Genomic DNA, 24418 nt, shown 5'->3' with positions numbered 1-24418 from the left:
AAAAAATACTAATTATAATCAGCAACCCCCAACCAAACTGGTATGAAAAAATTCCTGTTCCTCCTAATCCTGCTCTGCATTGAAAAAGCCCTGCAGGCCCAGTATGTGTACACCATCAAGGCCGATAGTGTAAAAATCACCAACAATTGCGATACAGCCGAACTGATCATAGAAAACCACACGCAAAATGTGTCTGGCTTTTTGTTCAATAAAGGAAAGGGAAGAACGGAGTTTAGAAGAGTGGTAAAAATAAATGATTCTACCTTGGTTTTTGGAGGTGACACGCTGTTAGTACGGGGAGCTGCAACCGCAAACAATGGAGTGAGTTTATCAGGAAGAGATGTGCAATTGGGGCAAACGGTTGGCGCAACAGGTAATCCGGCGGCCTTGTATAGTAACAGGGAAATTCCAATGAACGGGTTTAATACCGTCTTTACGGGATCAGGTAATATTGGAATTGGATTGAATTCACCCGGCGCAAAACTCGATGTACAAGGTGATATTATTACCAGAGGGGCGAATAATGGTCGATCTTTTATCGGTTACAATCCCTCATTCACCGGTTCTTATAGTACTTTTCTTGGTTATGAGAATGATGGAACTTACATCGCAGCACGATTCAACCCAAATGGTTTTACCTCAACAGCCGATTTAGGGAATAACAGTCTGCATTTCAGATTTGGAAACGGCGATCCCGGTGGTGGAATTTCCAGGTCTGCAGAATCCGGCATCACTCAAATTTATTCTAATCTAAGTACTGTCAATAATAGCCGCATCAATTTCAGTACCAATGGATCTGAGCGCGTGATGATCGATAGTAGTGGCAGGGTAGGTGTTGGAACAAGCACGCCTTCTGCAAAGTTGCATGTAATGGGAGATATCTGGACAGAAGGAACCAATGGGGGGATTTCCTATATAGGACGTAATCTTAACACCACTTATGGAAATACTTATACTACCTATCTTGGCTTTACTAATACCGGAGTTTGCATAAGAGCAAAGCATACTACTTACAATTATGTTTCAGTTGCAGAAATAGGTAATAACTACGTAGATTTTAAATTTGGGAATGGTGATGTTGGTGGCGGCATTTACCGAAATGCTGTAACAAGTAATGTAGAAACAAGAATTTATTCTGATAGTTTAAATGGATATCCATATTCGAAGGGAGCGATAACTTTCTTTACAAACGGTACAGAAAAAGCACGATTTGATGGTGATGGTAAACTTGGAATTGGCACTAATAATCCATCCGCATCATTACATGTTACCGGAACCGGCCGCTTCGACAACACAATAACAACGTCAGGTCACAAATCTGCCATACGTAATATAACCGGTAACACCACTATCACAGATACCGACGAGTATATCTTTGCAAGCGCTTCCGGCGGTGCTATTACTGTGACACTACCTTCTGCCACTGGTCGGGATGGTCAAACCTATACCATTAAGAAAACAGATAACAGCAGTAACAATGTAAATATATCCACATCATCATCTCAGTTCATAGATGGTGCAAATCCTTATTCACTTGTAAATCAGTGGGCGTATGTTACCGTAGTAGCAAATGGAGGTAACTGGATGATAGTTGCTAAAAATTAAAAATATACCAACCAAAATAATAATGAAAAAATTCCTGTTCCTCTTAATCCTGCTCTGCATCGAAAAAGCCCTGCAGGCCCAGTATGTATACACCATCAAAGCCGATAGTGTAAAGATCACCAACAGTTGCGATACCGCCGAACTGATTATTGAAAACCATACGCAAACCATCCCTGGCTTTTTGTTTAATAAAGGCAGGGGAAGAACGGAGTTTAGAAGGGCATTGCAAAAAATAAATAACAGCCAGTATCTCGTTGGCGGTGATACATTGAGCTTCCTGAATAGCTGGATGCAGGGTGGAAATGCTTTTGGTACAACCGGCATACTTGGAACGCTCGATGATAATGATCTTGATTTTTATACAAGCGATACCGCGCGGGTTCGTATTTCAAAAAGAGGCAACGTGTTAATTGGTACTACTAATGATAATGGTAATAAATTAAATGTAAATGGTAATAGTTATTTCAGCGGAAATGTAGGAGTTGGAACGGCTACAATTACGAATACAGGGAATTTAATAGGAACCAATGCGATATTGTTCAACCATTTTATTTCCCAGTACCATAATTACATGGCAAATGATCCTTTTATTTCCAAATTAGATAACATTCTGTATAATTATGCTTCCCGCTTTACCGCGAACACTACGACCGGTGCTGATGGAAGTGTTACTATCGATATAGTAATTCCTTCTCATGAAATTGCTCAGGACTATAATGGTGTTGTTTATCCTCAGGGAAATATGTATTTCTCATTCTGGAATGATGGAGTTCCCCAATCAGTATCAGTACTAATGAAAAGTTCATCTGGCTCGTGGTTCGGGCCATATTCAAGTAACGTTAATCTTGCGACAAACGGTAGTGGTTTTTTTCGTGTGGCTATTCCGGCCACTTTTAATTTTCTCACAGAAATTAAATTTACTGTCACACCGGTAACAACTGGTGCAAATGTCAGTCTGCGAAATACCGAATATGTATTAGATGCAGGGCCGCAGGGATTGTCAAATGGATTGCCTTTTGTTGGAAAATATGGAGATGAACATCTATACAATTTTCTATATTTTAAAAATGCAGGTACTGATAATGTAAGAATTTCACCTTATTTAAATACAGCCAATTATTTCCTTAATAACACACTAATTGGAACAACAACTGATAATGGCAGTAAGCTACAACTGGCTGGCAACTTTTACCAGGGCAGTGGCACCGCCGTTTTTGGTAATGGCTTAGGTTTTGATAATTCAGGTAATGCGTCCAGAATTATTACATTCAAAGGAATTGTATATCAATCCAACTATTCAGGTGATCAGCATTTATTTTCAAATCAGATAGGATCTGCTTTTACAGGAACATTAGTCACTATGGATCCGGGATACTATCCTCTTTTACCTGATGAACAACTTTCATTAAAAGTCCTTGGCAGAATGAATATACCGGGTCTGGCAGTGAATATGGCAGGGCGTGTAGGTATTGGCACACAAACACCTTCTGCACAATTACATACCACCGGTACAGTTCGATTTGCCGGCTTAACAAATGATAGTAGTCAAACACGTGTTCTTGTATGCGATGCAAATGGAAATCTGTATTATCGCGATGCTTCTTCTTTAGCGATAAACGATATTTTTACTTCTGATCTTGCTGTGAATGGTACTGTTTCTGCGCAAAAAATGAGAATTACGCAAACCGGCGTCTGGCCCGATTATGTATTCAGCAAACAGTACCATCTTCCAACACTGACTGAATTGGAACAATTTATCAAACAAAATAGTCATTTGCCGGGTATGCCATCAGCAGCAGAGGTAGAAAAGAAAGGAATTGATGTAGCAGATAATCAGGCTGCCTTATTAAAAAAAGTTGAGGAAATGACACTATATATGATTGAGCAGGAAAAGAAATTACAAAAACAAAATACAGAGCTTGAACTGTTGAAGCAGCAAATGGCAGAATTGAAAAGTATGATGAACAATAAAAAATAAGATCGTAACCAATTCTGAAAAAGTGAAGCGAAAGTAATAGCTCAATATATCTGGTTCATATGACAATTTTCGAATTTGCAATAAGACCCAGATTTCCAAATAGTATCTGGATTCAATTGCCTGTTTATTATTTATGGGCTTTTGGTGGTGCCTTCCTTTTACACATTACGGTTGAAAAATGGGGGTTAGGCATTAGACAGAAACTAAGACAAAACTAACCCACCACCACCGCCTTTTTCTCCGCCTCCAGCTTATTCTGCACCAGCAACGCATGTAGCACTTCTGTTGATAGCCCATGCAATATCAGCCGAAAGGCGGCGGAAGTCGTGGGCAGTGGAATCATGGGGTGCTTGTTGTTGAGCGCTACGAGTTTTTCGGGGCAATTCAAAATAGTAGCGGCGTACAGACCGATCACTTCGTCTAACTGCAGCGAGTTGCTGGCGCGCCAGAAATCGTTGTCGGTTAAAAAGAACTGGTAAACAGGGGTGAAGATTTCAATGGCCGATGATAAATCAATACAGTTCGTCCATTTATCGCGAAAGGGGGCAAAGGCAAAATTGTCGCCGGTGGTAATGGCGTTGTAATTGGGCGCTTCAACCTTGTGAATGACTACGCCATTTTTGTCCATTGCATTGTTAAGGTTGATGATGAAATTATACAGGTTCAAATCGTGTTGTAAAAAAAGATTGTCCTTTACGGCTGTTAGTTCCAGGGGCCTTAAAGGATGCATCGGAATATCGTCAACGTTTTTTACGTTGTCTTTTATGAAACGTAAAACTTCTGAGCCAAGCACAAAATGCCGTAGTATAAGATAATTGGCCTCGGGTGTAATAAAATACTTCATACCCAGGTATAAGCATTTATGCAACGTTTTGGGCGCATTGATCACATTGGGCACAATTGTTTTGAAAATCTGCAACAATATTATTCCCAAACGCGCAAATACGCGAATAAACGGATAAAGAAATTGTTTCGATTTGCTGCTTGAATCGTACAGAAATGCAGCCTTGGCATCGGGACTAAACGGAATGCTTTTGTCGAGAAACAACGCATGCCAGTGACTCGGGTCCCTGGGATTATTTTCAAGATGTTCAAAATATTCTCGTTTGTGCAACATAGTGAAAGTTTTAGTCTATACGGTAACCGCAGCCGTGCGGAGGCGCATCGTTCGACTGCGCTCACAAATACCTGCATACATTGTAGCATGAAATCCTGAGCGAAGCCGAAGGACGTAAATATTTAATAATTTCCCAACTCCTGCAACTGCATCGTATATAATCTGGCTACTACTTTGGCTGTTTTTACAATTTTCGTGGCTATGGCCTGCTGTAACAGTTCGCTTTGTATGGCTTTTTCAAATCGCTCAAAGTGATTGTTATTGGCATCGCTGGTTTCGTGGTAAATGAAAAACGATACATGATCATCCTGTAACTGCAATTGCTCCTGAATGGCGCGTCCCCATTTGCCGGCCAGCCGGTTTCCCAGTCCTTCAATAATGAACATGCCTCCCAGTAAATCGAATGGGTTGGGCGCACTTGCTTTATGAAACATATAAGCGCTGAGCGCTTCACTGCCGATGTTCTTTTCGCCCTGGTACAGTTCTTCGCGGGTGCCGCCACAGGCAAGATAGTTTTTCTCCAGTATCTGGTAGTCGCGGTGCTCATCGCGCGAATGGGTGATGAAGGCCGACCGTATATCAAAATACTCCATGGAAATATTCGATGCCGCACGGGCAATCCATTGTGATCCGTCTATTACCTGCTGTCGCAGGTTCAGCAACAGTAATTTGTATTCGTTTATTGTTAAGGTACCATTATAAATTTTTTCTATAATCGGCACTTTGCGTAATCCGGTTTCAAAATCAACCCAAACCGATGTGAGTTGTCGCACCAGCCATTCCTGCAATGGTAATCCGCCGGTGCGTATTTCCGGCGCTTCGATGGCATCGTTGGTGTGAATAGACAAGGCAGGGGTGTAGTTTTTTTCAGGCGCTACCACTGTCAGTTGCATAAACGTGGTAATGAAGCGTCCGCTTTCGGGCACCATGCATAAAATGGTTTGCCCTGGTTGTAATTTGCCTGAATACAGTAACTCTTCGAGCATCAGGTAAATCGAGGCGGCGCCGGTATTTCCTTTCGTATGCAGATTGGTAAACCATTTATCGGCAGGTATTACCAGTCCGCCTTTTTGCAACAGGTCAATGATCTGTGGTCTGAAATATTCCGATGAATAATGGCACAACAGCCAATCGAGATTTTTAGGATCGATGCGGCCTTCATCAATCAGATTGAAAAAATGTTGTACGCCTAAAGCAACAATGTTGTTTACGAGTTTCAGGTCTTGCTTCAGGTTGATGGCTGCATCTTTATCGGCTTCCGCGAACGTAGCATAGTTCATCCAGCTGCCGTTGGTGCGGCCATTGGTTTTATTGGTGCCGGCATACATGCATACATCGTACAGATGTGCATGTGAGCGTATATCTATCCAGTTTATCTGTAAGCTGTATTGTGTTTGTGAAGGTTTGTTTTGAAGCAACAATGCGCCGGCTCCGTCGCTCAGCATCCAGCGTAAAAAATCGGTTTCCAGGTCTAAAGCGCCCCGCTGCTGAACGGCCTGCTGCTGTTCAAAACGATTGGCCTTGAACATTCTGCTGGCCAGCTCTCCGGCACAGGCAATCGCTTTTTCGGCTTCGCCGGTTTTTATATGCAGCCATGCATTTTTAAGGGCCATCATACCGGCTGCGCATACACTCTGATGACTTGCTATGCTGCACTGCGGTAAATTTGAATCGGCATGTACCATGCTGGCAAATCCCGGAACTGGTAAATCGCCCTGCGTAGTAGCCGCAGCTAAAAAATCAATTTCCTGATTGGGTATGCCTGCTTTTTGTAAACAATCATTAATGGCAGCTGCTGCCATGCCGCTGGCCGAATGGGTGGTTTGCTGGTTTTTGTCAATGGCATAATGCCGCGTTAAAATACCATTCTGCTGGAGGATCCTGTTTTTTGTTCGGGAAGGTTTGCCGTACAGGTAACCAAGATATTCTTCAATTTCATCATTGCCAATGGGATGGCCGGGTAAAAAAGCACCGGCTGCTGTAATATAAACAGGGCTTTGGGTCATAGTTAGCAATATTTTGTGAGGGCGCCTGCGGCGCCAGTGGAGTTTAACTTTGCCACTGATTGCACAGATGAACACAGATAAGTTCCGGAACTGACACTAAAACTAATAGCTGTCATTCATTTATGCTGAGTTGTACAGAATTTCACGGATGAACGCTGAAATAATATACCGGCTATTGGTACCGTAAGGTCAGTTATTATTACTTAAATAAATGTTAAGTAACATAACAGATTAAAGACGATTGCTATGTGAGGGTGTTGAAAAATCTATTTTGTACTAAATAGTACAATATTGTATTTTTGCTGTGTCAATTTATTATATGGCAGGGCGACCGAAAATATTCGATGAAGATGAAGTGCTTGATAAAGCAACGCAACTTTTCTGGACGAAAGGTTATGAAGCTACGTCTACCGACGATCTGCTCGAAGTAATGGGCATCGGCAAAAGCAGCTTTTACCATGCATTTGTTGGTAAACGGGAGCTGTTTGAAAAAATTCTGGAGCGCTTCGTAAATCATTCGGTGGAGGCATTATTAAAAGAACTGGCCACCACAAAACATCCGGTACAGGCTATTAAAGATTTTTTTCGAAGCATTGCCCATCACTCCGATAAAGTGCATCAAAAGGGTTGCTTTATGGGCAATATTGTGGTGGAGCTGGCTAATAATGATCGACATCTCGAACACAAGGCCATTAAAAAACTGAAGAAGATGGAAGATATCTTTTTTGAAAGCATTAAAAAGGCACAAAAATGCGGCGAATTAAAAACAAAGGAAGATGCCGCTGTTATTGCAAGATATCTTATCAATTTATGGAACGGCCTGAACATTACCCGGCGCATGTATCCTGATGCCGGCGCACTGTTGCCTATGATCGAATGGCAATTATCGGTATTGAAATAAAAGCGCTGAAATAAAGCTCCGGGGGAGGCTCACTTACGCTAAACACTAAATCTGAAGTATGAAGCCTGAAGCCTGAAGAGTCCGAGGGTTCTATCCGGCTTCCGGGCTTCAGCCAGGGCTATATTTTAAACTAATTGTGTACCGTATGGTACAATATTAAAACCATTTATTATGAAAGTTACTATCACGCAAATCGACACGGCCTGTATGATCATCGACATTAACGGCTTTCGCATTGTTACCGATCCTGCATTTGATAAAGCGGGTGGCATATATACCGGCGAAGGCTTCTCCCTTACCAAAACGGGTTCTCCTGCACTCGATGCTTCTGCTATAAGTCCGGTTGACCTGGTATTGTTAAGTCATGATCATCATAAAGACAATCTTGATAACACAGGCAGGGAATTCATTAAAACTGTTCCGCAGGTAATTTCAACACCGGGCGCTGTAGAACGATTACAGCAATCAAATGTTACCGGTTTATCTGAATGGCAAACCATTGCAATAGATACTCCCAAAGTACCGGGCCTGAATATAACAGCCACGCCTTGTCAGCATGCGCCTGATAAAGAATGGAATAAAGTAGCCGGTCATGTAATAGGCTTTATTATACAATGGGATGGGCAACAAAATGGCGGTTTGTATATTTCGGGTGATACGGTATTGTTCGAAGGTATATATGAAATAGCCACCCGCTTTACAGTTCATACTGCTATTTTGCATATTGGTAAAGCAGGCTTTCCCCAACATGCGGGCGATCTTCATTTTACATTTACGGCACGCGAAGCACTCGAAACAGCCCGCCTGCTGCAGGTTCAACAGCTAATTCCCACACACTTCGACGGATGGGCCCATTTTCAGGAAAAGCCCGATCAACTGTATAATGAAGTGATTAACTCTGATATAAACAATAAAATCATATGGTGTAAACCCGGCGCCCCGGTGGCTGTTGAAATATAATCAAAAGCGTAAACTTTCGCCTCCGGTGGCATACCTTGTCATCGGAGGCTTTTTATTTCTTCCCACATTGTACAATTTTTTTTCGTTCAGTACGTCTGCCTGCCTGAGTGCCATACTTCTTCTGTTCATGAAAACTTAATAGAGAATAGTGAACCGGCTGTGTAATAATTAAGTGGTTGATGCTACAAACAATTTTATTTTATGCCCTGGCATAATATAAATGCTGTATGTGTAGTGATGACCGGTGGTTTTTGATGATAAATGATTTTTTAAAAAATTCTGTAAATAAAATAGGGGGAAACACCGTTCCCGTTGTCTCAATTTCAAACCACAATTATTTTATGATTCGACAGTTGATGCGTTTTTCTGTAATTAATTATCCTGTTCCATCTGGTTTGGGCGATGGTTATGATCATCACCAACCGGGTAGGTTTTTTGTTGCACCATTAAAACAGGTGCTTCGTTTTTGCACGCTGTGTATTGTTTTACTCACAATGGGTGGCGTGTTGCAGGCACAAACCGGCAAATATACTATCAACGGGTATATTAAAGACGAAGCAAGCGGTGAAGCATTGATCAATGCAACTATCAGTGCACAACCGACTGGTGTGGCAGTAATGACCAACGCATACGGATATTATTCCCTAACACTGCCGGCAGGTAAATATACCCTGCAGATCACGTATGCAGGCTATAAATCCAATCAAAAAGAAATTGACCTGAAAGGAAATATCACCCTCGATTTTCCGCTGCAAGCGAGCACCACCGACATGCAACAGGTGGTTATAACCGGCGAAAAAAAATTACGCCGTACGAATACTGTAGGTATGGGCATTCAGCAATTAAGCGCCAGCCAGATAAAAAAGATACCTGCATTTATGGGTGAGCCCGATGTGGTGAAAGCCCTGTTAACATTACCGGGTATTACCACTGTTGGTGAAGGATCGGCCGGCTTTAATGTGCGCGGTGGTAATGTTGATGAAAACCTCATCATTATGGACGAAGCGCCGGTATACAACTCATCGCACCTGCTGGGTTTCTTTTCGGTATTTAACCCCGATGCGGTAAAAAATGTAACGATGTATAAGAGTGCTTTCCCCGCAGAATATGGCGGACGCACATCTTCGGTGCTGGATATACGTATGAAAGATGGCAATAACCAAAAGTTTGCCGTAAACGGTGGCATTGGTAATGTATTCAGCCGCTTATCGGTTGAAGGGCCATTACAAAAAGACAAGTCTTCTTTTGTGGTTGCAGCGCGCCGCTCGTACATCGATGTGCTGGCAAAGCCCTTCCTGAAATCGGGTGACCGCGACAACACCATGTACTTTTATGATCTTACTGCCAAGTTAAACTATGAAATAAATGATAAAAACACGCTTTATCTCAGTGGTTATTTCGGCCGCGATGTATTTGGTATTGGCAACCAGGTAAAGTTCAAATGGGGCAATACAACCGGTAGTTTCCGCTGGAACCATTTATTCAATCGCAAGTTGTTCTTAAATACCAGCGTATACTATTCAAAATATGATTACAGTCTTAAGTTTAGTTCGGATGATGAAATACAGCAGGGGTACGACTGGACCTCTAATATTCAAACTTACGGCGTAAAGCCAACGCTTACCTGGTATGCAAGCAATAAGCATACTATTAAAACCGGTGTAAATTTCATTTATTATGATTTTTATCCCGGCAAAGGCGTGGCCAACAGCGAAGGGCAGAAAAATGAAATTATTTTGCGCGACAGGTATGGATCAGAGTCGGCCGTTTTTCTCGAAGACACCTGGAAAATGAATTCAAAATGGCAGCTGCAGGCTGGTGTGCGTTTAACCCGTTATGCTTATCTCGGAAATACTAATGTATATTATTATAAAGACACAACTGCCAACATTCGTAAGCCGCTTGATCATGTAGATGATGTAACCAGTAAAAAACCGGTAAAAGAATGGGATTTCTTTGAACCGCGTGTGTCGTTGCGCTATGAGATTAAGAAAAATACTTTCTTAAAGGCCGGTTACAGCCGCACCACCCAGTATATACACCTGTTATCGAACACCGCTTCGCCAACACCGGTTGACTTATACTTCCCCAGCACCAATAATATTAAGCCGTCTTTAACCGATCAGTATTCAGTTGGATTTGTAACATTACCCAACGGATTACCGCTTGAAATTTCGGTTGAAACATTTTATAAGAAAATGGATAACCTGCTGGATTATATCGATAATGCAAATCTCGATCTGAACCAGTTCGTAGAAGCTGATCTGCTTACCGGCAAAGGAAAATCGTACGGAGCCGAGCTGGAAATTAAAAAAGAAACCGGCAAATGGCAGGGTTGGGTAAACTACACCTGGTCAAGGTCGTGGCGTCAAACACCCGGCATCAGCAATAACGACTGGTATTTAAGCCGGTACGACCGTACGCATGTGGTGAACGCCTGCGTGGTACATCACCTGAACGATAAATGGGAGTTCTCGGGCAATTTCACATTTGGCTCCGGAACGCCGAGTACCTTCCCCGATTCTCGCTTAGATATACAGGGTATGTCTATTCCCTACAATACCACCGGTAAAAGAAACGATTTCAGGTTGCCTGCTTATCATCGTCTCGATGTGTCGGCTACCATGAAGGGCCGTCAGGGTAAAAAAATGAAACAGGAATGGGTATTTGGTATTTATAACCTGTACGCACATCAAAATGCCTATACCATCTACTTCCGGCAAAATAAAGATGAGCCGCAGAAAAAAGAAGCTGTTCGTTTGTCGATCATCGGATCGCTGATACCTTCTGTGACCTGGAATTTTAAGTTCTAAGTTCTGAGCGAAGTCGAAGGATAGAACCATGAGCACCAGGCGTACTGAGCGTAGTCGAAGTACGCCATTGAGAAAAGAATAAATAAAAATATCATGTACATAAAATCAACCATAAAATATATTTCCGTTGCAGCGTTGTTATTTTCTGCAGTTGCCTGCGAACGGGTTATCGATCTTAATTTGCCCACTGGTGATGCAATACCTTATGTAGATGCCTGGATAACCGATCAGCCTGGTGTGCAAACCATTAAGCTGTTAAAGGCCACCAATTATACAAGCACCAATGCACCCGAACCGGTTGCCGATGCACAGATTAGCGTAACCGATGTAACCGCCGGTAATTCGTATGCATTCAATTATCAGAATGGTGCTTATGTTTACGATGCAGGTAGTAGCTCCATTGGAATTGTTGGCCACATCTATAAATTAAATATTTCCTGGAATGGCGAACAGTTTGAAGCTATCGACTCATTAAAACGCGATACTAAAATAGATTCGCTTACATCAGAATTTAAAGAAGCAAAGAGTGGCGACAAAGAAGGTTATTATGTTAAGCTGTATGCGCACGATTTGCCAGGCGGCATTGATTATTACTGGATTCGTACCTATCGCAATGGCGCCCTGAACTATTATGTGGGCCAAATGCTGAGTGCCGACGGAACGTTTAATGATGATGGTATTACCGATGGCTATGCTTTTATTCCACCTTTCCGCGACGGCATTACATCGGGCGAGAAGCCTTATGAAAAAGGTGATAATGTAACCGTGTTGATCCGCTCGCTTTCGAAAAGTTCTTATGATTTTATGCAGCAGGTGCTCGACCAGTTGTCAAATGATGGCTTGTTCAGCAAAATATTGCATAATGTACCGGCCAATGTAAAGAACCTGCAGGCATCGGGCAAAACAAAAATATATGGCTGGTTTGGAACTGTTGCTGAAACCAGTGCGAGTAAAAAGGTTGAGTAAAGTTGATAAGTTAACAGGTTGAAAAGTTGACGAGTTGATAAGTTGACAAGTAAAAGTCCGGGGGAGTGAGAAGCTCTTTCCGGACTTTTACATTTATCAACCTGTTAACCTGTTAACTTTTTAACTATTTAACTTGTTCGCATTCCTGACTTTATGCGTTGACATATAATCGTTTACACTTAAGTGAATTTTTATTGATGCATATAATATAACTTTACTGTTATTGAAGTTTCCTGTTCAAAGGCTCATCCGCAACACATTCCCGCAGAATTAGTATTAGTAGCTGTAAAAAAGTTTTATGCAAGCTGACACATGTGTTATACCGCGCGCGGTATGTACATGTTGTTTCAGTAATAATTATATACAGTTACTCAATACTATTGTATGAACCAGGTAATTGAATTTTTTCGAAAGCTGCTCGATACGTCTGATTGGCCGCCCCGCTGGCATTGTGGTAAATGGAGCGAATTTCACGGCTGGCTATATATTATAAGCGATATTATGGTGTGGTCGGCTTATTTTGCTATTCCGCTGATCATTATCCGTTATATTTCCAAGAAGCACGATGCGCGGTTCGTAAGATTGTATTTTTTGTTTGCCGCCTTTATTCTTGCCTGCGGCGCCACCCATTTTTTCGATGCAGTTACTTTCTGGTATCCGGTATATCGCATCAATGCATTGGTGCGGGCCATTACCGGCATCATAAGCTGGGTCACGGTATCTTATCTGATCAGGGTTTTGCCAATGGCATTTACACTTCGTACCTCGCTTGAACTGGAGGCTGAGGTTGAACAACGCAAAAAGGCAGAGGAGAAATTCAGGAACCTGCTTGAGTCGGCGCCCGATTCAATGGTTATTGTAAATGAACAGGGCGCTATTCAGCTGGTAAATGCACAAACCGTTAAAATGTTCGGCTATAGCCGCAACGAAATGATGGATGCACCGGTGAGCATGCTGATGCCGTTGCATCTTGACGATTTCAGGCAATTGCAAAATGAGAATTTTCAAAGTGTTAATCAAAAGATATTGAAGGAAGAATCAGCGTTGTTCGGCATACGAAAAGACGGGGAACGTTTTCCGGTTGAAATACGATTGAGCCCTTTGCAAACCGAAGAAGGATTGCTGGTATCGGCTGCCATTCGCGATATTTCTGAAAAAAAACAACTCGAAAAAACCATCAGGGATGCCAACACTACACTTGAAAAAAAAGTGCAGCAGCGTACGGCTGAACTCGAAAGAAAGAACAAGGAGCTTGAACAGTTTGCCTATGTGGCATCGCACGACCTGCAGGAACCCTTGCAAACCACTTCGGGCTTTGTGCAATTGTTGCGCAAGCAATATCATGGCCGCTTCGATGATACTGCCGATCAGTATATGGATTATATTGTTCAGGCATCGGGCCGTATGAAAACCCTTATCAAAGACCTGCTCGACTACTCGCGTATAGGTCGTGAAAATGAATACCGGCTGGTTGATTGCAATGAGCTGGTACAGGAAGTGCTGGCCGATTTGCATACTATAATTACAGAAAACAGTGTGGTAGTTAAAACCGGTCAGTTGCCTGTATTGTACAATGCTTTTCCTACCGAACTGAAATCGCTTTTTCAAAACCTGTTGAGCAACTCCATTAAATTCAGAAAACCGGGTATACCACCTGAATTAACAATCAACGCTGTTCAGATAAACGGATTCTGGCAGTTTTCGGTAAGCGATAATGGTATTGGTATTGAAGAACAATATCTCGAAAGGATCTTTGTAATTTTTCAACGTTTGCATAACCGCTCCATGTATGAAGGATCGGGCATTGGGCTGGCCCATTGTAAAAAAATTGCTGAATTGCACGGCGGAAAAATTTGGGCCGAATCACGACCCGGAAAAGGCAGTACGTTTTATTTTACCATTTCTGATATCGCACATTAATGTTGGCACATGGGTCTCCCTTATGCATCATTAAAGTTTTGTAAGCCTTACATAAAAACGCTTTAGTATAAGAAGATTAAAAAAATCCACGTTTCGTGGAATTAATTGTAAATTAATTTCGTGTTTATATTTTATCTTTATCACTCTGCAAATAAACCAGAAAGCATTCGTTTCCCTATGAAAAAAATGGGAATTTAAACTGCGGGTTGCTGAGTTAAATAACAGCTATTCGGTAACGTTGTAAGGTTCGGAAACAAGTGCGTCCTATCCCCAACTCGTCTATAACTATAATTGAATTTTTAACAGGTTACTGTTTTTATAATACATATGCCCGATTAACGCCGGTAAAATAACAGGTAGGCATTGGCGCATGTGTAACCCTTTTACCGAAACTAACCATCTTTATGAAGATGAAATTAAATTGTATTTTACTGGTTGATGATGACGAGCCAACAAATTTTTTAAACAAATTGGCTGTTGAAGAGCTCAACTGCACCAACAACATTAAAGTAATTCCCAGTGCACGCGAAGCGTTGGATTACCTCGTATGCGCCGGTCAGCCCGAGCCGTTGAACAGCGACTGCCCAAAGCCCGAAATAATTTTTCTGGATATTAATATGCCGGCCATGGACGGATGGGAATTTCTCGACAGGTACGAAGCCATGCCTGATGCGCATAAGAGCAGAGTAATTGTAGTGATGCTTACTACTTCTTTTAACCCCGAAGATGAATTAAAAGCCCGTAGCATTCCGTCGGTAAAGGAATTCCGCAATAAGCCATTAACCCCGGCATTGCTGCAGGATATTTTGAAGCAGTATTTTCCTGATTATTGTGGCTGATGTAGAAGTCACCGGTTACCGGGTTCCAGGTACCCGGTAACCGGTAACCTGCAACCTGCTATCCAGGTATTTCAATCTTCAGTACACAACCTTTTCCGGGGGCGCTGATGATCTCCATTTTTCCATTTTGCATTTCCACACGGCTGATGATATTGTTCAGTCCGATGCCCCTTGTTTTTTTACGGGTATCGAAGCCTATGCCATTGTCTTTTATAATAAGATGAAGCCAGTTCCGAATGGTTTTTAATTCAATCAGCGCTTCGGTGGCGCCGGAGTGTTTTAATATATTGTTCAGCTGTTCCTGCACAATGCGGTACATGATGAGCTTTTTGTTGTTCGATACATTTTCAATATGCTGATCATTGGCTTTTATCTTAATGTTAATTTCCGGCGAAACAGTGAGATTTTCAATCAGTTCAAGCAGGGCTTCTTTCAAGCCAATATCGCCAAGCGAAGGCGGCACCAGGGTTTTGGAAAGAATTCTGATTTCATTAATAGCTTTTGAAATGTTCTCATAGCTTTTACTCAGCAGTTCCCTGCGATGGTCTTCTTCGTTCAAAGCCATATCAACACATAATTTGGCGGTGGCCAGTATCTGGTTGATGTTATCGTGTAGTTCACGGCCTATTTCGCGCCGTTCCTGTTCCTGGGTTTGAATGGTTACCTGCGTTATTAACTTTTGGGTTTCAATCTGGTTGCGTACCAGTTCTTCCTGCATTTTTTTTCGCTCGGTAATATCCATCATGGCGCCGAGTATGCGATAGGGCTTGTTGTGCTCGGTTTTTAAAATATACCCGCGGTCGTAAACACTTTTGTAAACGCCATTGGCCGATTTATAGCGGTATTCTTCCTGCCAGTGGTCCTTTCCTTCGCGCATACACTGATCAATGGTTTGCAGAATGCGTTCCCGATCTTCGGGGTGAATGTTTTGATTATGCCATTCAATGGTATTTTGTACGGCAGCGGCCTGATAGCCAAAAATCGAACAAATACCTTCATTCCATAATATTTCATTGGTGCGAAGGTCCCAGTCCCAGATGGTATCGCTGGTGGCTTTGATAAGCGTATTATACCGTTCGAAGTTTTCGACCACCTTTTGCAATATCTTTTTTCGTTCAATACTGTATTGAATGGATTTGATAAGCAGCTTGTCGTCGAATTCGCCTTTTACGAGGTAATCCTGCGCCCCCAACGCAATGGTGTTCAGGGCGATTTGCCGGTCGCTCAAACCCGATAAAACAATAATAGAAATATGCCTGGCCTGTTCGTTGATGCGTATAAATGAGTTGATGCCATCGCTGTCGGGCAAACTGAGGTCGAGAAAAATAAGATCGGGCTGGTGTTCATGCAACAGGTGCAGCGCTTCGCCCAACCGTTCGGCACGTACTATGTTTTCGGTGGGAAGTTTGCTAAGTCTCAGATATTCACAAAAAAGAAAGTAATCGCTGGGATTATCTTCTACCACCAGTATTTTTAATGGATGAGCTGCAAGCATAGCATGATTTTGAGCATTGTATAAATACTACGCCCAGAGACTTAACCATTAATTCCTGATTGTGAATTTATATTAAATCCCTGATTATTTACTATTAAAAATAAAAATCCGTTACCCCGTTACCGTTAAATTGTTGCTGGTCACTGTTTTTGAGTAAATTTTTTCGCATGATGGCTGAAAATTGTAAGGGAAAGCACTTAATTTGATTGCCTGAAACCGCAACAGCCCAATCATCAAACAATCAAAACCAACTAACAATCTATTATTACTTTTGCTTTATTTATGGAAAAACCCACAAGTTATTGCGAAGCCGTTTGGAAAATGGAGGCCGGCAATGTGCATATTCACTATCATGATAAAGAATATGGTTTTCCAATTCAGAATGATAATGAATTGTTTGCCCGACTGGTGCTTGAGATCAACCAGGCCGGCTTAAGCTGGACGACCATTTTGAAAAAGAAAGACAATTTTTTTAAGGCCTTTGATGATTTCGCGATTGAAAAAGTAGCCCGTTACACCGATAAAAAGGTGGAGCGCCTGTTGCAGGATGCCGGTATCATTCGCAACCGGCTTAAAATAGAAGCCACCATCGAAAATGCCAAACGCATAAAAGCGTTACAGAAAGAATTTGGTTCTTTTAAAAACTGGCTCGACGCCTATCATCCTTTATCAAAAGAAGAATGGGTTAAACTGTTTAAAAAAACATTCCGATTTACAGGCGGCGAAATAGTAAACGAATTTTTGCAAAGCACCGGCTACCTGCCCGGCGCTCATATCAGTTCGTGCCCCGTGTATAAGGTGGTGCTGAAGCATAAACCTGCGTGGGCAGCAGGAAACAAGAAGTCAGAAGTCTGATGTCAGAAGTCGGAAGAACCCGATTGGTTTAGCCCATAGCTGTTTCTTTTCTCTTCAATTTCTATCTTCGCACTTCCGACATCAAAAAATTTAACCTAATGAACCACGGGATAACGATATTTTGCCGGGTGGCAGTATTGCTGGTGTGCTGGCTTTTTTTGCATGGACTGTACGTTGTGTACGATGGTATGCAACCTTTTACCGGCAAGGCAGATATTGCCATTGTTCCGGGCAATGCAGTGAATAAAGATGGCAGCCTTTCGGCATGGCTGCAGGGAAGGGTAGACGAAGCATTGCAGCTATACCGCAACGGGCAGGTGAAAAAGCTGTTTGTAAGCGGTGGCATTACTCCCGGCTACCGGCCCGAAGGTGATTGCATGAGAGCTTACCTGATCGATAAGGGGGTCGACAGCAATGATGTGATAAAAGATAATTACGGACAAAATACCTATCTCACCGCCCGGCATTTTATTGAACTGAACCGGCAGGGAAATTATAATTCGGCTGTAGTGGTCACCAGTTATTTTCATGTTCCCCGCAGCAAATACATTGTGAAAAAGCTGGGGTATAAAAATGTTTGTGGCGATTACTCACGAGCTTTTTTCTGGCAGGATTGGATCGGTCTGGCGCGGGATTGTGTAGGATTTTATAAATATTGGTTAGTGTATTAACCCCGAATACTGTTACAGGTTGCAAGTTACAGGTTGCAGGGTAATACAGCCGAAGCGTGTAGCTTGTAACCTGTAACTATGTTTACAGTTTCCACTCAACAACGTTATTCACCCATTCAGCTTTATAGGGAGCCACCACTTTAATATAGTTATCAGTATACCCTTCCATCATACCGTTCTTTTCATTTTCTTCAAACAGCACCTTGCGTGTTTCACCGGCATGTTGCTGTGTAAAGTACTGCATTTTCATATACGATAAATTGCGCAGTGTTTTGTTGCGCTCGTGTCTTACCGGTATAGGCACCACCGGCGTGAGCGTTAAGGCATGTGTATTGTCGCGTTCGGAGTAGGTAAATACGTGCAGGTAGGAAACATCCAGCTCATGTAAAAAGTCGAATGTTTGCTGAAAATCTTCATCGCTTTCGCCGGGAAAACCAACAATTACATCAACACCAATAGCGGCATGCGGCATCAGCGTTTTAATAAGCTTTACGCGTTCGGCATACAGTTCGCGGCGATACCGTCGTTTCATCAAACCCAAAATGCGGTTGCTGCCGCTTTGCAGGGGAATATGAAAATGCGGCATAAACTTATTGCTGTTGGCAACCAGTTCAATAATGGTATTGGTAAGCAAATTGGGCTCGATGGATGATATTCGGTAACGCTCGATGCCATCAATCTGATCGAGTGCGCAGGCCAGTTCATAGAAGTTCTCTTCCCTCGGTTTTCTTCCCCCCTCCAGCTTAGGCGGGATCGGGAGGCCCAGGGGATGGCCGATTCCCCCTCCACCGGAGGGGGTTAGGGGGAGGCCCGGACCTTTGCCAAAATCGCCGAGGTTTACACCCGTCAAAACGATTTCTTTAACCCCATTGCCAGCCAGTTGCTGTACATTTTGAACCACCCTTTCAATTAAATCGCTGCGGCTTTTGCCACGCGCCATGGGAATGGTGCAAAAAGAACAGTTATAATCGCATCCGTCCTGCACTTTCAAAAAGGTGCGGGTGCGGTCGTGTATTGAAAAAGAAGAATGGAAACCGCTCACATCCTCAATATCGCAACTGCATATTTTGGCGGCATCTCCCTTGGTCAATTCCTTTAAGTGATGAGCTATATTGAATTTTTCGGCAGCGCCCAATACCAGGTCAACCCCCGGAATGGAGGCTATTTCGGCGGGTTTCAACTGGGCATAGCAACCGGTTATCACCACCAGGCTTTCGGGCGATTTACGTTGAATGCGCCGTACCAGCTGACGGCATTCCTTATCGGCATTATCGGTTACCGAACAGGTATTGATTACATACACATCTGCCTGGTTTTCAAACGCGGTTTTCTCAAACCCTTCATTTTCAAGCATGCGCGAAAGGGTAGAGGTCTCTGAAAAGTTCAGTTTACAACCCAACGTATGAAAAGCCACTGTTTTTTTGAAGCTCATAGAAGGCGCAAAGATAATTAAGTTTGTGGTTTGTGGTTTATGGTTTGTGGTTGTCCAACCCGGCAACTTAACTTAGAACTTAAAACTCAGAACATAGAGCTTATGAAATTTAGTCTGGTATTATTTATCCTTTGGATTTGTTCAGCTGCCTGTCAGGATAATATGGGTACGCCCGATAGCACCAATATCGACCGTAACCCGGCCCACATTGTTTATACAAAACACGCCCGCTGCAGAATGGATTGCCGGCACATCGATGAAAGCGAAGTGCAGGAAATTCTGCGCGAAGGGCATATCAATTACCGCAAAAGCGAGCCCGCCGCCCGCCCCGATCCCAAATATGCTTTTGAAGGAACCACCCACGACGGTCAGCAGGTACGCATCATATTTGCCCCTTCACAACGCGGTACTGTAGTGATTACGGTTATTGACCTCAATAATGAATGGCAATGCAATTGCAGGTGACCACTTGTTACCGGTTACCGGTTCCCTGTTTCCGGGATCTGTTACTACGGTTATTGACCTTGATAATGAAAGGCAGTGCAATTGCAGGTGAAAACTTGTTACTGGTTACCGGTTCCCTGTTACCTGGATCTGTTACCTGGTATCCGGTATCCGGTACCCGGTATCCGGTAACTGGCAACCAAAATCTTGACCCTGCTCAAGTCTTTTGGCAATTAACGAGCTCTTGTGCCGAATTACCTGTATATGTGCTATTTTTCTAAATTAATTGTTCGAAATCCTTTACCTGGATGAAACTTCCACTGAGATTCCTGCGATATGTTTACTGCGTGTATGCATTGATCACGTTTATTGTGTTCATGCTGCTGGTAATACCATTTGTAATTGTGGCCTCTTTTTTCGGAAAAGTGAAAGGGGGTAATTTTATTTACAGGGCCTGCAGTATTTGGGCCGATATCTGGTTCTTTTTAATTGCCATCCGGCACCGGAATATGTACGAAAGTGCGCACAACAAAAACAAGCAATACATTTTTGTTGCCAATCATATTTCCTACCTCGATGCGCCGGTAATTGTAAAAACACTTCGACAAAAAGTACGCGTACTGGGTAAGGTCGAAATGTCGGCCGTGCCCTTATTCGGTTTTATTTACCGCAATACGGTGGTAACGGTTGATCGCAGCAGCGCTGAGCAGCGTGCGAAAAGCGTACGCATTTTAAAATCGGTTATTAAAAAAGGCATCTCTATTTTTATTTTCCCCGAAGGAACTTTCAATGAAACCAACCGTCCTTTAAAAGATCTGTTCGATGGAGCTTTTCGCATAGCCATTGAAACGCAAACGCCTATTAAACCGCTGTTGTTTTTAGATGCCTATGAGCGCATGCATTATCAAAGTGTATTTTCTCTCAATCCCGGCCGGTCGCGCACGGTGTTCCTCAACGAAATTCCGGTGAATGGTTTAACCGGTAAAGATGTTGAGGCATTGAAACAAAAAGTAGCCGCCATTATGGAGCAGAAATTGAAAGAGTATAAAGCTGGCTGGATAGAAAAATATTGAATAATGAATATCCAATTATGAATATCGAAGTGCCTTTACTTCAACATTCAACATTTATCATTCGACATTCGATATTTCTATTCGTATATTGGGCGTTGAAATTTGAATATTGAGCAATCCTATCTTATTTGCAGAAGTGATCATTCCCCTGGCATTGCCCAAAAATTACACCTGGTCGGTGCCCGAATCGCTGCGCGATCAGTTGAAACCGGGTACAAGGGTAGAAGTGGTGTTGGGAAAGAATAAAAAATACGCCGGTCTGGTAAAACGGCTTCATACCGAAAAGCCTGAGATATATGAAACAAAAGATATCCTGAATATACTGGATGTTGAGCCCATTGTTTACGACGAACAGCTGAAACTGTGGTCATGGATCGCGCGCTATTACATGTGCAGCGAAGGCGAAGTAATGGCCGCAGCTTTGCCGGCTCATTTTAAGTTAAGCAGCGAAACCGTGCTGGTGTTTAATGAAGAATTCGGCGAAGATTTTTCCCCGCTCGACCACGACGAATACCTTGTTGCCGAAGCCCTGCTGATCAAAAAAGAACTGAAGCTGGCCGAAGTGCAGCAGATCCTGGATATTTCGCATGTATACCCGGTTATAAAACGGCTCATCGAAAAAAAGGTATGTTTTGTTTGGGAAGCACTGAAAGAAACCTGGTCGCCCAAAAAAGAAACCTTTGTACTGCTGAACCCCAAATACGACAATGAAGAAGAAATGTCTTTGTTGCTGAATGAAGATAAAAAATTGCAACGCGCCGAAAAGCAGCTTGAGCTGTTGCTGAGCTATCTGCACCTGGTTAAAACCGAAGGTGAAGTAACCAAACCCGAACTGCTGAAAAAAAGCAGCGCTTCGGATGCACAATTAAAAGGGCTGGTAGATAAAAACATTTTATGGCTCGAAAAACGGCAGGTCGACCGGTTGCAATACCTGCCGCGCAATATTCAGATAGATTTTGAGCTTTCTCCTGCCCAGCAACGGGCTTTTGAATCGGTCACCGAACAGTTAATGAGCAAACCGGTGTGTTTGCTGCATGGCGTTACCGCCAGCGGCAAAACGCAGGTATATATTAAGCTGATCGAATCCTTTATTCGACAGGGAAAACAGGTGCTGTACCTGTTGCCCGAAATAGCCCTTACCTCGCAGATCATCCGGCGGTTACAAAAGCATTTTGGCGGATACATCGGCATTTATCACAGTAAATTCAACCAGAACGAACGGATTGAAATATGGAATAAGGTAAAAACCGGCGAAATGAAAGTGGTGCTGGGAGCCCGGTCGTCGTTGTTTTTGCCGTTTAGTGATCTTGGTTTGATTGTAGCCGATGAAGAGCACGATGTAAGTTATAAGCAGCAGGACCCTGCACCGCGTTACCATGCCCGGGATGCTGCCATTTATTATGCATCGTTATTCAACGCCAAAGTATTGCTGGGCAGCGCCACTCCTTCGGTAGAAAGCTATTTCAATGCGCAAAGCCAAAAGTACGGACTGGCCATATTAGGCGAACGGTTTGGCGGCGTGCAGTTGCCGGCTATTGACATCATCGACACCAACCGCATGTACGGCGCCGATAAAAATAAGATCATCATTACACCTCCGTTAAAAGCGGCCATCGATCAATCGCTCGAACAAAACAAACAGGTGATCCTTTTTCAGAACCGGCGCGGGTATTCGCCTTACCAGGTTTGCCAGGTTTGCGGCTGGATACCGCACTGCAAATACTGCGATGTTACCCTTAACTTTCATAAAAACACACAAAAGCTGCATTGTCACTATTGCGGTACCGTGTATCCGCCTGTGCATAGCTGTATGGCTTGTGGCAGCGATAAATTTGCGCAACGGAACTTTGGTACCGAACGCATAGAAGAATATTTGGAAGAGCTTTTTCCCAAAGCCCGTATTGCCCGTATGGATATCGATAGCGTGCGCGGCAAAATGGCGCACGACAACCTGATACAATTGTTCGAGCAGGGCCGGCTCGATCTGCTGGTGGGCACCCAAATGGTGGTAAAAGGGCTCGATTTTGAAAATGTGAACCTGGTAGGTATCCTGGATGCCGACAGTTTATTGAGCTTTGCCGATTTCAGGGTAAATGAACGGGCGTTTCAACTGATGGAACAAGTGAGCGGACGGGCGGGCCGTAAAGACAAACAGGGTAAAGTTTATATACAGGTGGCCAACACCAAACATCCGGTATTGTATTTTGTGCAGCAGCACGATTACGGGTTGTTTTATCAAAATGAAATCGAAGGGCGCCGGCAGTTTTTTTATCCGCCTTTTTCGCGACTTATACAGCTTACCTTTAAACACAAACAAAAAGATGTAGCAGAAGCCGCGGCTCATTTATTAGCAGAAGCATTAAAGCCCGAATTTGGTAAATACCTGGTTGGTCCGGCTGAACCGGTTGTAAACCGCATTCGCAACCAGTTTTTAATGGAATTGCTGGTCAAACTGCCCAAAGACAGCGAACTCATTCAGCGCTGTAAAAAGTTTATACAGGACCAGGTAGCTGTGCTGCACAATGATAAAAGGTTCAGGAGTGTGGTGGTGATTGCTGATGTAGACGCCATGTAAATTAGCGCCAATTTGCTAATTAGCTAATGTGATAATGTGCTAATGGAAATACAGCGCGCATCCAATTAGCATATTAGCAAATTATCACATTAGCACATTGATTTCGTCGTACTCATACATATGCACACCGGCCTGCTCCTTGTTGGCGGCGGCAACCATAGCCCGTGCTACAACAGCTGCATGAACCGGTTTGTATTTACGCCAGGCGCCGATAAGTAAAAAAGAGATGGCTTTCATGACTCCCTTTCCAATCTGTTCGCCCGGGCGAAATTCGTTTCTGTTACCTAATAGTATCGATGGCCTGAAAATATGGATGGCTTCGAACGGAAGGGCGGTTATATCTTCCTCGATACAGCCTTTTAATTGCAGGTAAAAATTAGCTGCTGCCGGGTTGGCTCCGATGGCCGACACCAGCAGGTACTGGCTAAAGCCATGCTGAACACCCAGGCGGGCGGTGATGATGGGAATATCGTAATCAACCTTGCGGTATTCGGTTTTATTGCCCTTTACTTTTTTGCGGGTGGTGCCAATGCAACAAAAAATCACATCGCCGATATCCAGTTTCGCCGCTATGTCTTTTTCGTCGTTAAAATTTACTATTTGTACATCTGCTTTAGGGTGTTCAATTGAAATGGGTTTTCGTACCAGTATCCGTACCTTGCTAAAGTGATCATTTTTTAACAGTTCCTGTACAAGGTGCCCCCCAATTAAACCGGTGGCGCCTAATACAACTGCGGTTTTTCGATGCATAATTTGTTATTTTGCCCT

The 24418-nt window shown here is 43.1% G+C and carries 18 protein-coding genes; 13 read left to right on the top strand and 5 right to left on the bottom strand.

The annotated features are described in order from the left end of the window. Positions 1–42 precede the first annotated feature (42 nt). Both AC59IL_RS01640 and AC59IL_RS01635 read left to right on the top strand, forming a co-directional pair. Positions 43–1605 (top strand): hypothetical protein, encoded by a 1563-nt coding sequence (locus tag AC59IL_RS01640; RefSeq protein ID WP_496550323.1) that lies wholly within the window; start codon positions 43–45, stop codon positions 1603–1605. Positions 1606–1627: 22 nt separating this feature from the next. Next, positions 1628–3583: a hypothetical protein gene (locus tag AC59IL_RS01635; protein ID WP_496550322.1), complete on the top strand. Its 1956-nt coding sequence runs from the start codon at positions 1628–1630 to the stop codon at positions 3581–3583. Positions 3584–3797: 214 nt separating this feature from the next. On the opposite strand, the gene AC59IL_RS01630 is transcribed toward AC59IL_RS01635, so the two are convergent. Together AC59IL_RS01630 and AC59IL_RS01625 are read right to left on the bottom strand one after the other, a co-directional pair. Further along, positions 3798–4700, bottom strand: a complete 903-nt coding sequence (locus AC59IL_RS01630) for a DUF6999 family protein (RefSeq protein WP_496550321.1) — start codon at positions 4698–4700, stop codon at positions 3798–3800. A gap of 122 nt (positions 4701–4822) precedes the next feature. After that, the gene (locus tag AC59IL_RS01625) at positions 4823–6706 is read right to left on the bottom strand and encodes a 3-oxoacyl-[acyl-carrier-protein] synthase III C-terminal domain-containing protein (protein ID WP_496550320.1); all 1884 of its coding nucleotides are present in this window, start codon (positions 6704–6706) and stop codon (positions 4823–4825) included. 319 nt (positions 6707–7025) lie between these two features. Here AC59IL_RS01625 and AC59IL_RS01620 point away from each other — a divergent pair, with 319 nt between their 5' ends. The 6 genes from AC59IL_RS01620 to AC59IL_RS01595 all read left to right on the top strand — a co-directional run bounded on the left by AC59IL_RS01620 (position 7026) and on the right by AC59IL_RS01595 (position 15105). Next, positions 7026–7607: a TetR/AcrR family transcriptional regulator gene (locus AC59IL_RS01620; protein ID WP_496550319.1), complete on the top strand. Its 582-nt coding sequence runs from the start codon at positions 7026–7028 to the stop codon at positions 7605–7607. A 171-nt stretch (positions 7608–7778) separates the two neighbouring features. Beyond that, positions 7779–8567, top strand: a complete 789-nt coding sequence (locus AC59IL_RS01615) for an MBL fold metallo-hydrolase (RefSeq protein WP_496550318.1) — start codon at positions 7779–7781, stop codon at positions 8565–8567. A 341-nt stretch (positions 8568–8908) separates the two neighbouring features. After that, the gene (locus AC59IL_RS01610; protein WP_496550317.1) at positions 8909–11380 is read left to right on the top strand and encodes a TonB-dependent receptor; all 2472 of its coding nucleotides are present in this window, start codon (positions 8909–8911) and stop codon (positions 11378–11380) included. Between the two features lie 93 nt (positions 11381–11473). Further along, entirely contained in the window at positions 11474–12346 is an 873-nt protein-coding gene (locus AC59IL_RS01605) for a DUF4249 family protein (RefSeq protein ID WP_496550316.1), read from the top strand. A gap of 384 nt (positions 12347–12730) precedes the next feature. Beyond that, a complete protein-coding gene (locus tag AC59IL_RS01600) occupies positions 12731–14266 on the top strand; it encodes a sensor histidine kinase (RefSeq protein ID WP_496550315.1) in 1536 nt (511 codons plus the stop codon). Between the two features lie 404 nt (positions 14267–14670). Next, positions 14671–15105, top strand: a complete 435-nt coding sequence (locus tag AC59IL_RS01595) for a response regulator (RefSeq protein ID WP_496550314.1) — start codon at positions 14671–14673, stop codon at positions 15103–15105. Positions 15106–15163: 58 nt separating this feature from the next. On the opposite strand, the gene AC59IL_RS01590 is transcribed toward AC59IL_RS01595, so the two are convergent. Then, entirely contained in the window at positions 15164–16600 is a 1437-nt protein-coding gene (locus tag AC59IL_RS01590) for a PAS domain-containing protein (RefSeq protein WP_496550313.1), read from the bottom strand. A 282-nt stretch (positions 16601–16882) separates the two neighbouring features. Between AC59IL_RS01590 and AC59IL_RS01585 the strand changes: the two genes are divergently transcribed. Together AC59IL_RS01585 and AC59IL_RS01580 are read left to right on the top strand one after the other, a co-directional pair. Continuing rightward, a complete protein-coding gene (locus AC59IL_RS01585) occupies positions 16883–17455 on the top strand; it encodes a DNA-3-methyladenine glycosylase I (protein WP_496550312.1) in 573 nt (190 codons plus the stop codon). Positions 17456–17553: 98 nt separating this feature from the next. After that, positions 17554–18126, top strand: coding sequence for a YdcF family protein (locus AC59IL_RS01580; RefSeq protein WP_496550311.1), 573 nt, complete (start codon positions 17554–17556; stop codon positions 18124–18126). Positions 18127–18208: 82 nt separating this feature from the next. Here the strand turns inward: AC59IL_RS01580 and AC59IL_RS01575 are convergent, their stop codons facing one another. Continuing rightward, positions 18209–19558 carry a MiaB/RimO family radical SAM methylthiotransferase gene (locus AC59IL_RS01575; RefSeq protein WP_496550310.1) on the bottom strand — a complete coding sequence of 450 codons (1350 nt, stop codon included), beginning with the start codon at positions 19556–19558 and terminating at the stop codon, positions 18209–18211. 102 nt (positions 19559–19660) lie between these two features. Here AC59IL_RS01575 and AC59IL_RS01570 point away from each other — a divergent pair, with 102 nt between their 5' ends. From AC59IL_RS01570 to priA, 3 genes are all read left to right on the top strand, one after another. After that, the gene (locus tag AC59IL_RS01570) at positions 19661–20023 is read left to right on the top strand and encodes a DUF4258 domain-containing protein (protein WP_496550309.1); all 363 of its coding nucleotides are present in this window, start codon (positions 19661–19663) and stop codon (positions 20021–20023) included. 287 nt (positions 20024–20310) lie between these two features. Next, positions 20311–21075 carry a lysophospholipid acyltransferase family protein gene (locus AC59IL_RS01565; RefSeq protein WP_496550308.1) on the top strand — a complete coding sequence of 255 codons (765 nt, stop codon included), beginning with the start codon at positions 20311–20313 and terminating at the stop codon, positions 21073–21075. Positions 21076–21184: 109 nt separating this feature from the next. Further along, complete coding sequence (gene priA / locus AC59IL_RS01560; RefSeq protein WP_496550307.1) at positions 21185–23650, top strand: replication restart helicase PriA; 2466 nt, start codon at positions 21185–21187, stop codon at positions 23648–23650. An 84-nt stretch (positions 23651–23734) separates the two neighbouring features. Here priA and AC59IL_RS01555 read toward each other — a convergent pair whose 3' ends face one another. Continuing rightward, entirely contained in the window at positions 23735–24400 is a 666-nt protein-coding gene (locus tag AC59IL_RS01555) for an NAD(P)H-binding protein (protein WP_496550306.1), read from the bottom strand. Between the last annotated feature and the right edge of the window lie 18 nt (positions 24401–24418).

This window comes from Niastella sp. sgz303648 (genome assembly GCF_059587045.1).
This window is presented reverse-complemented; position numbering and strand designations above follow the sequence as displayed.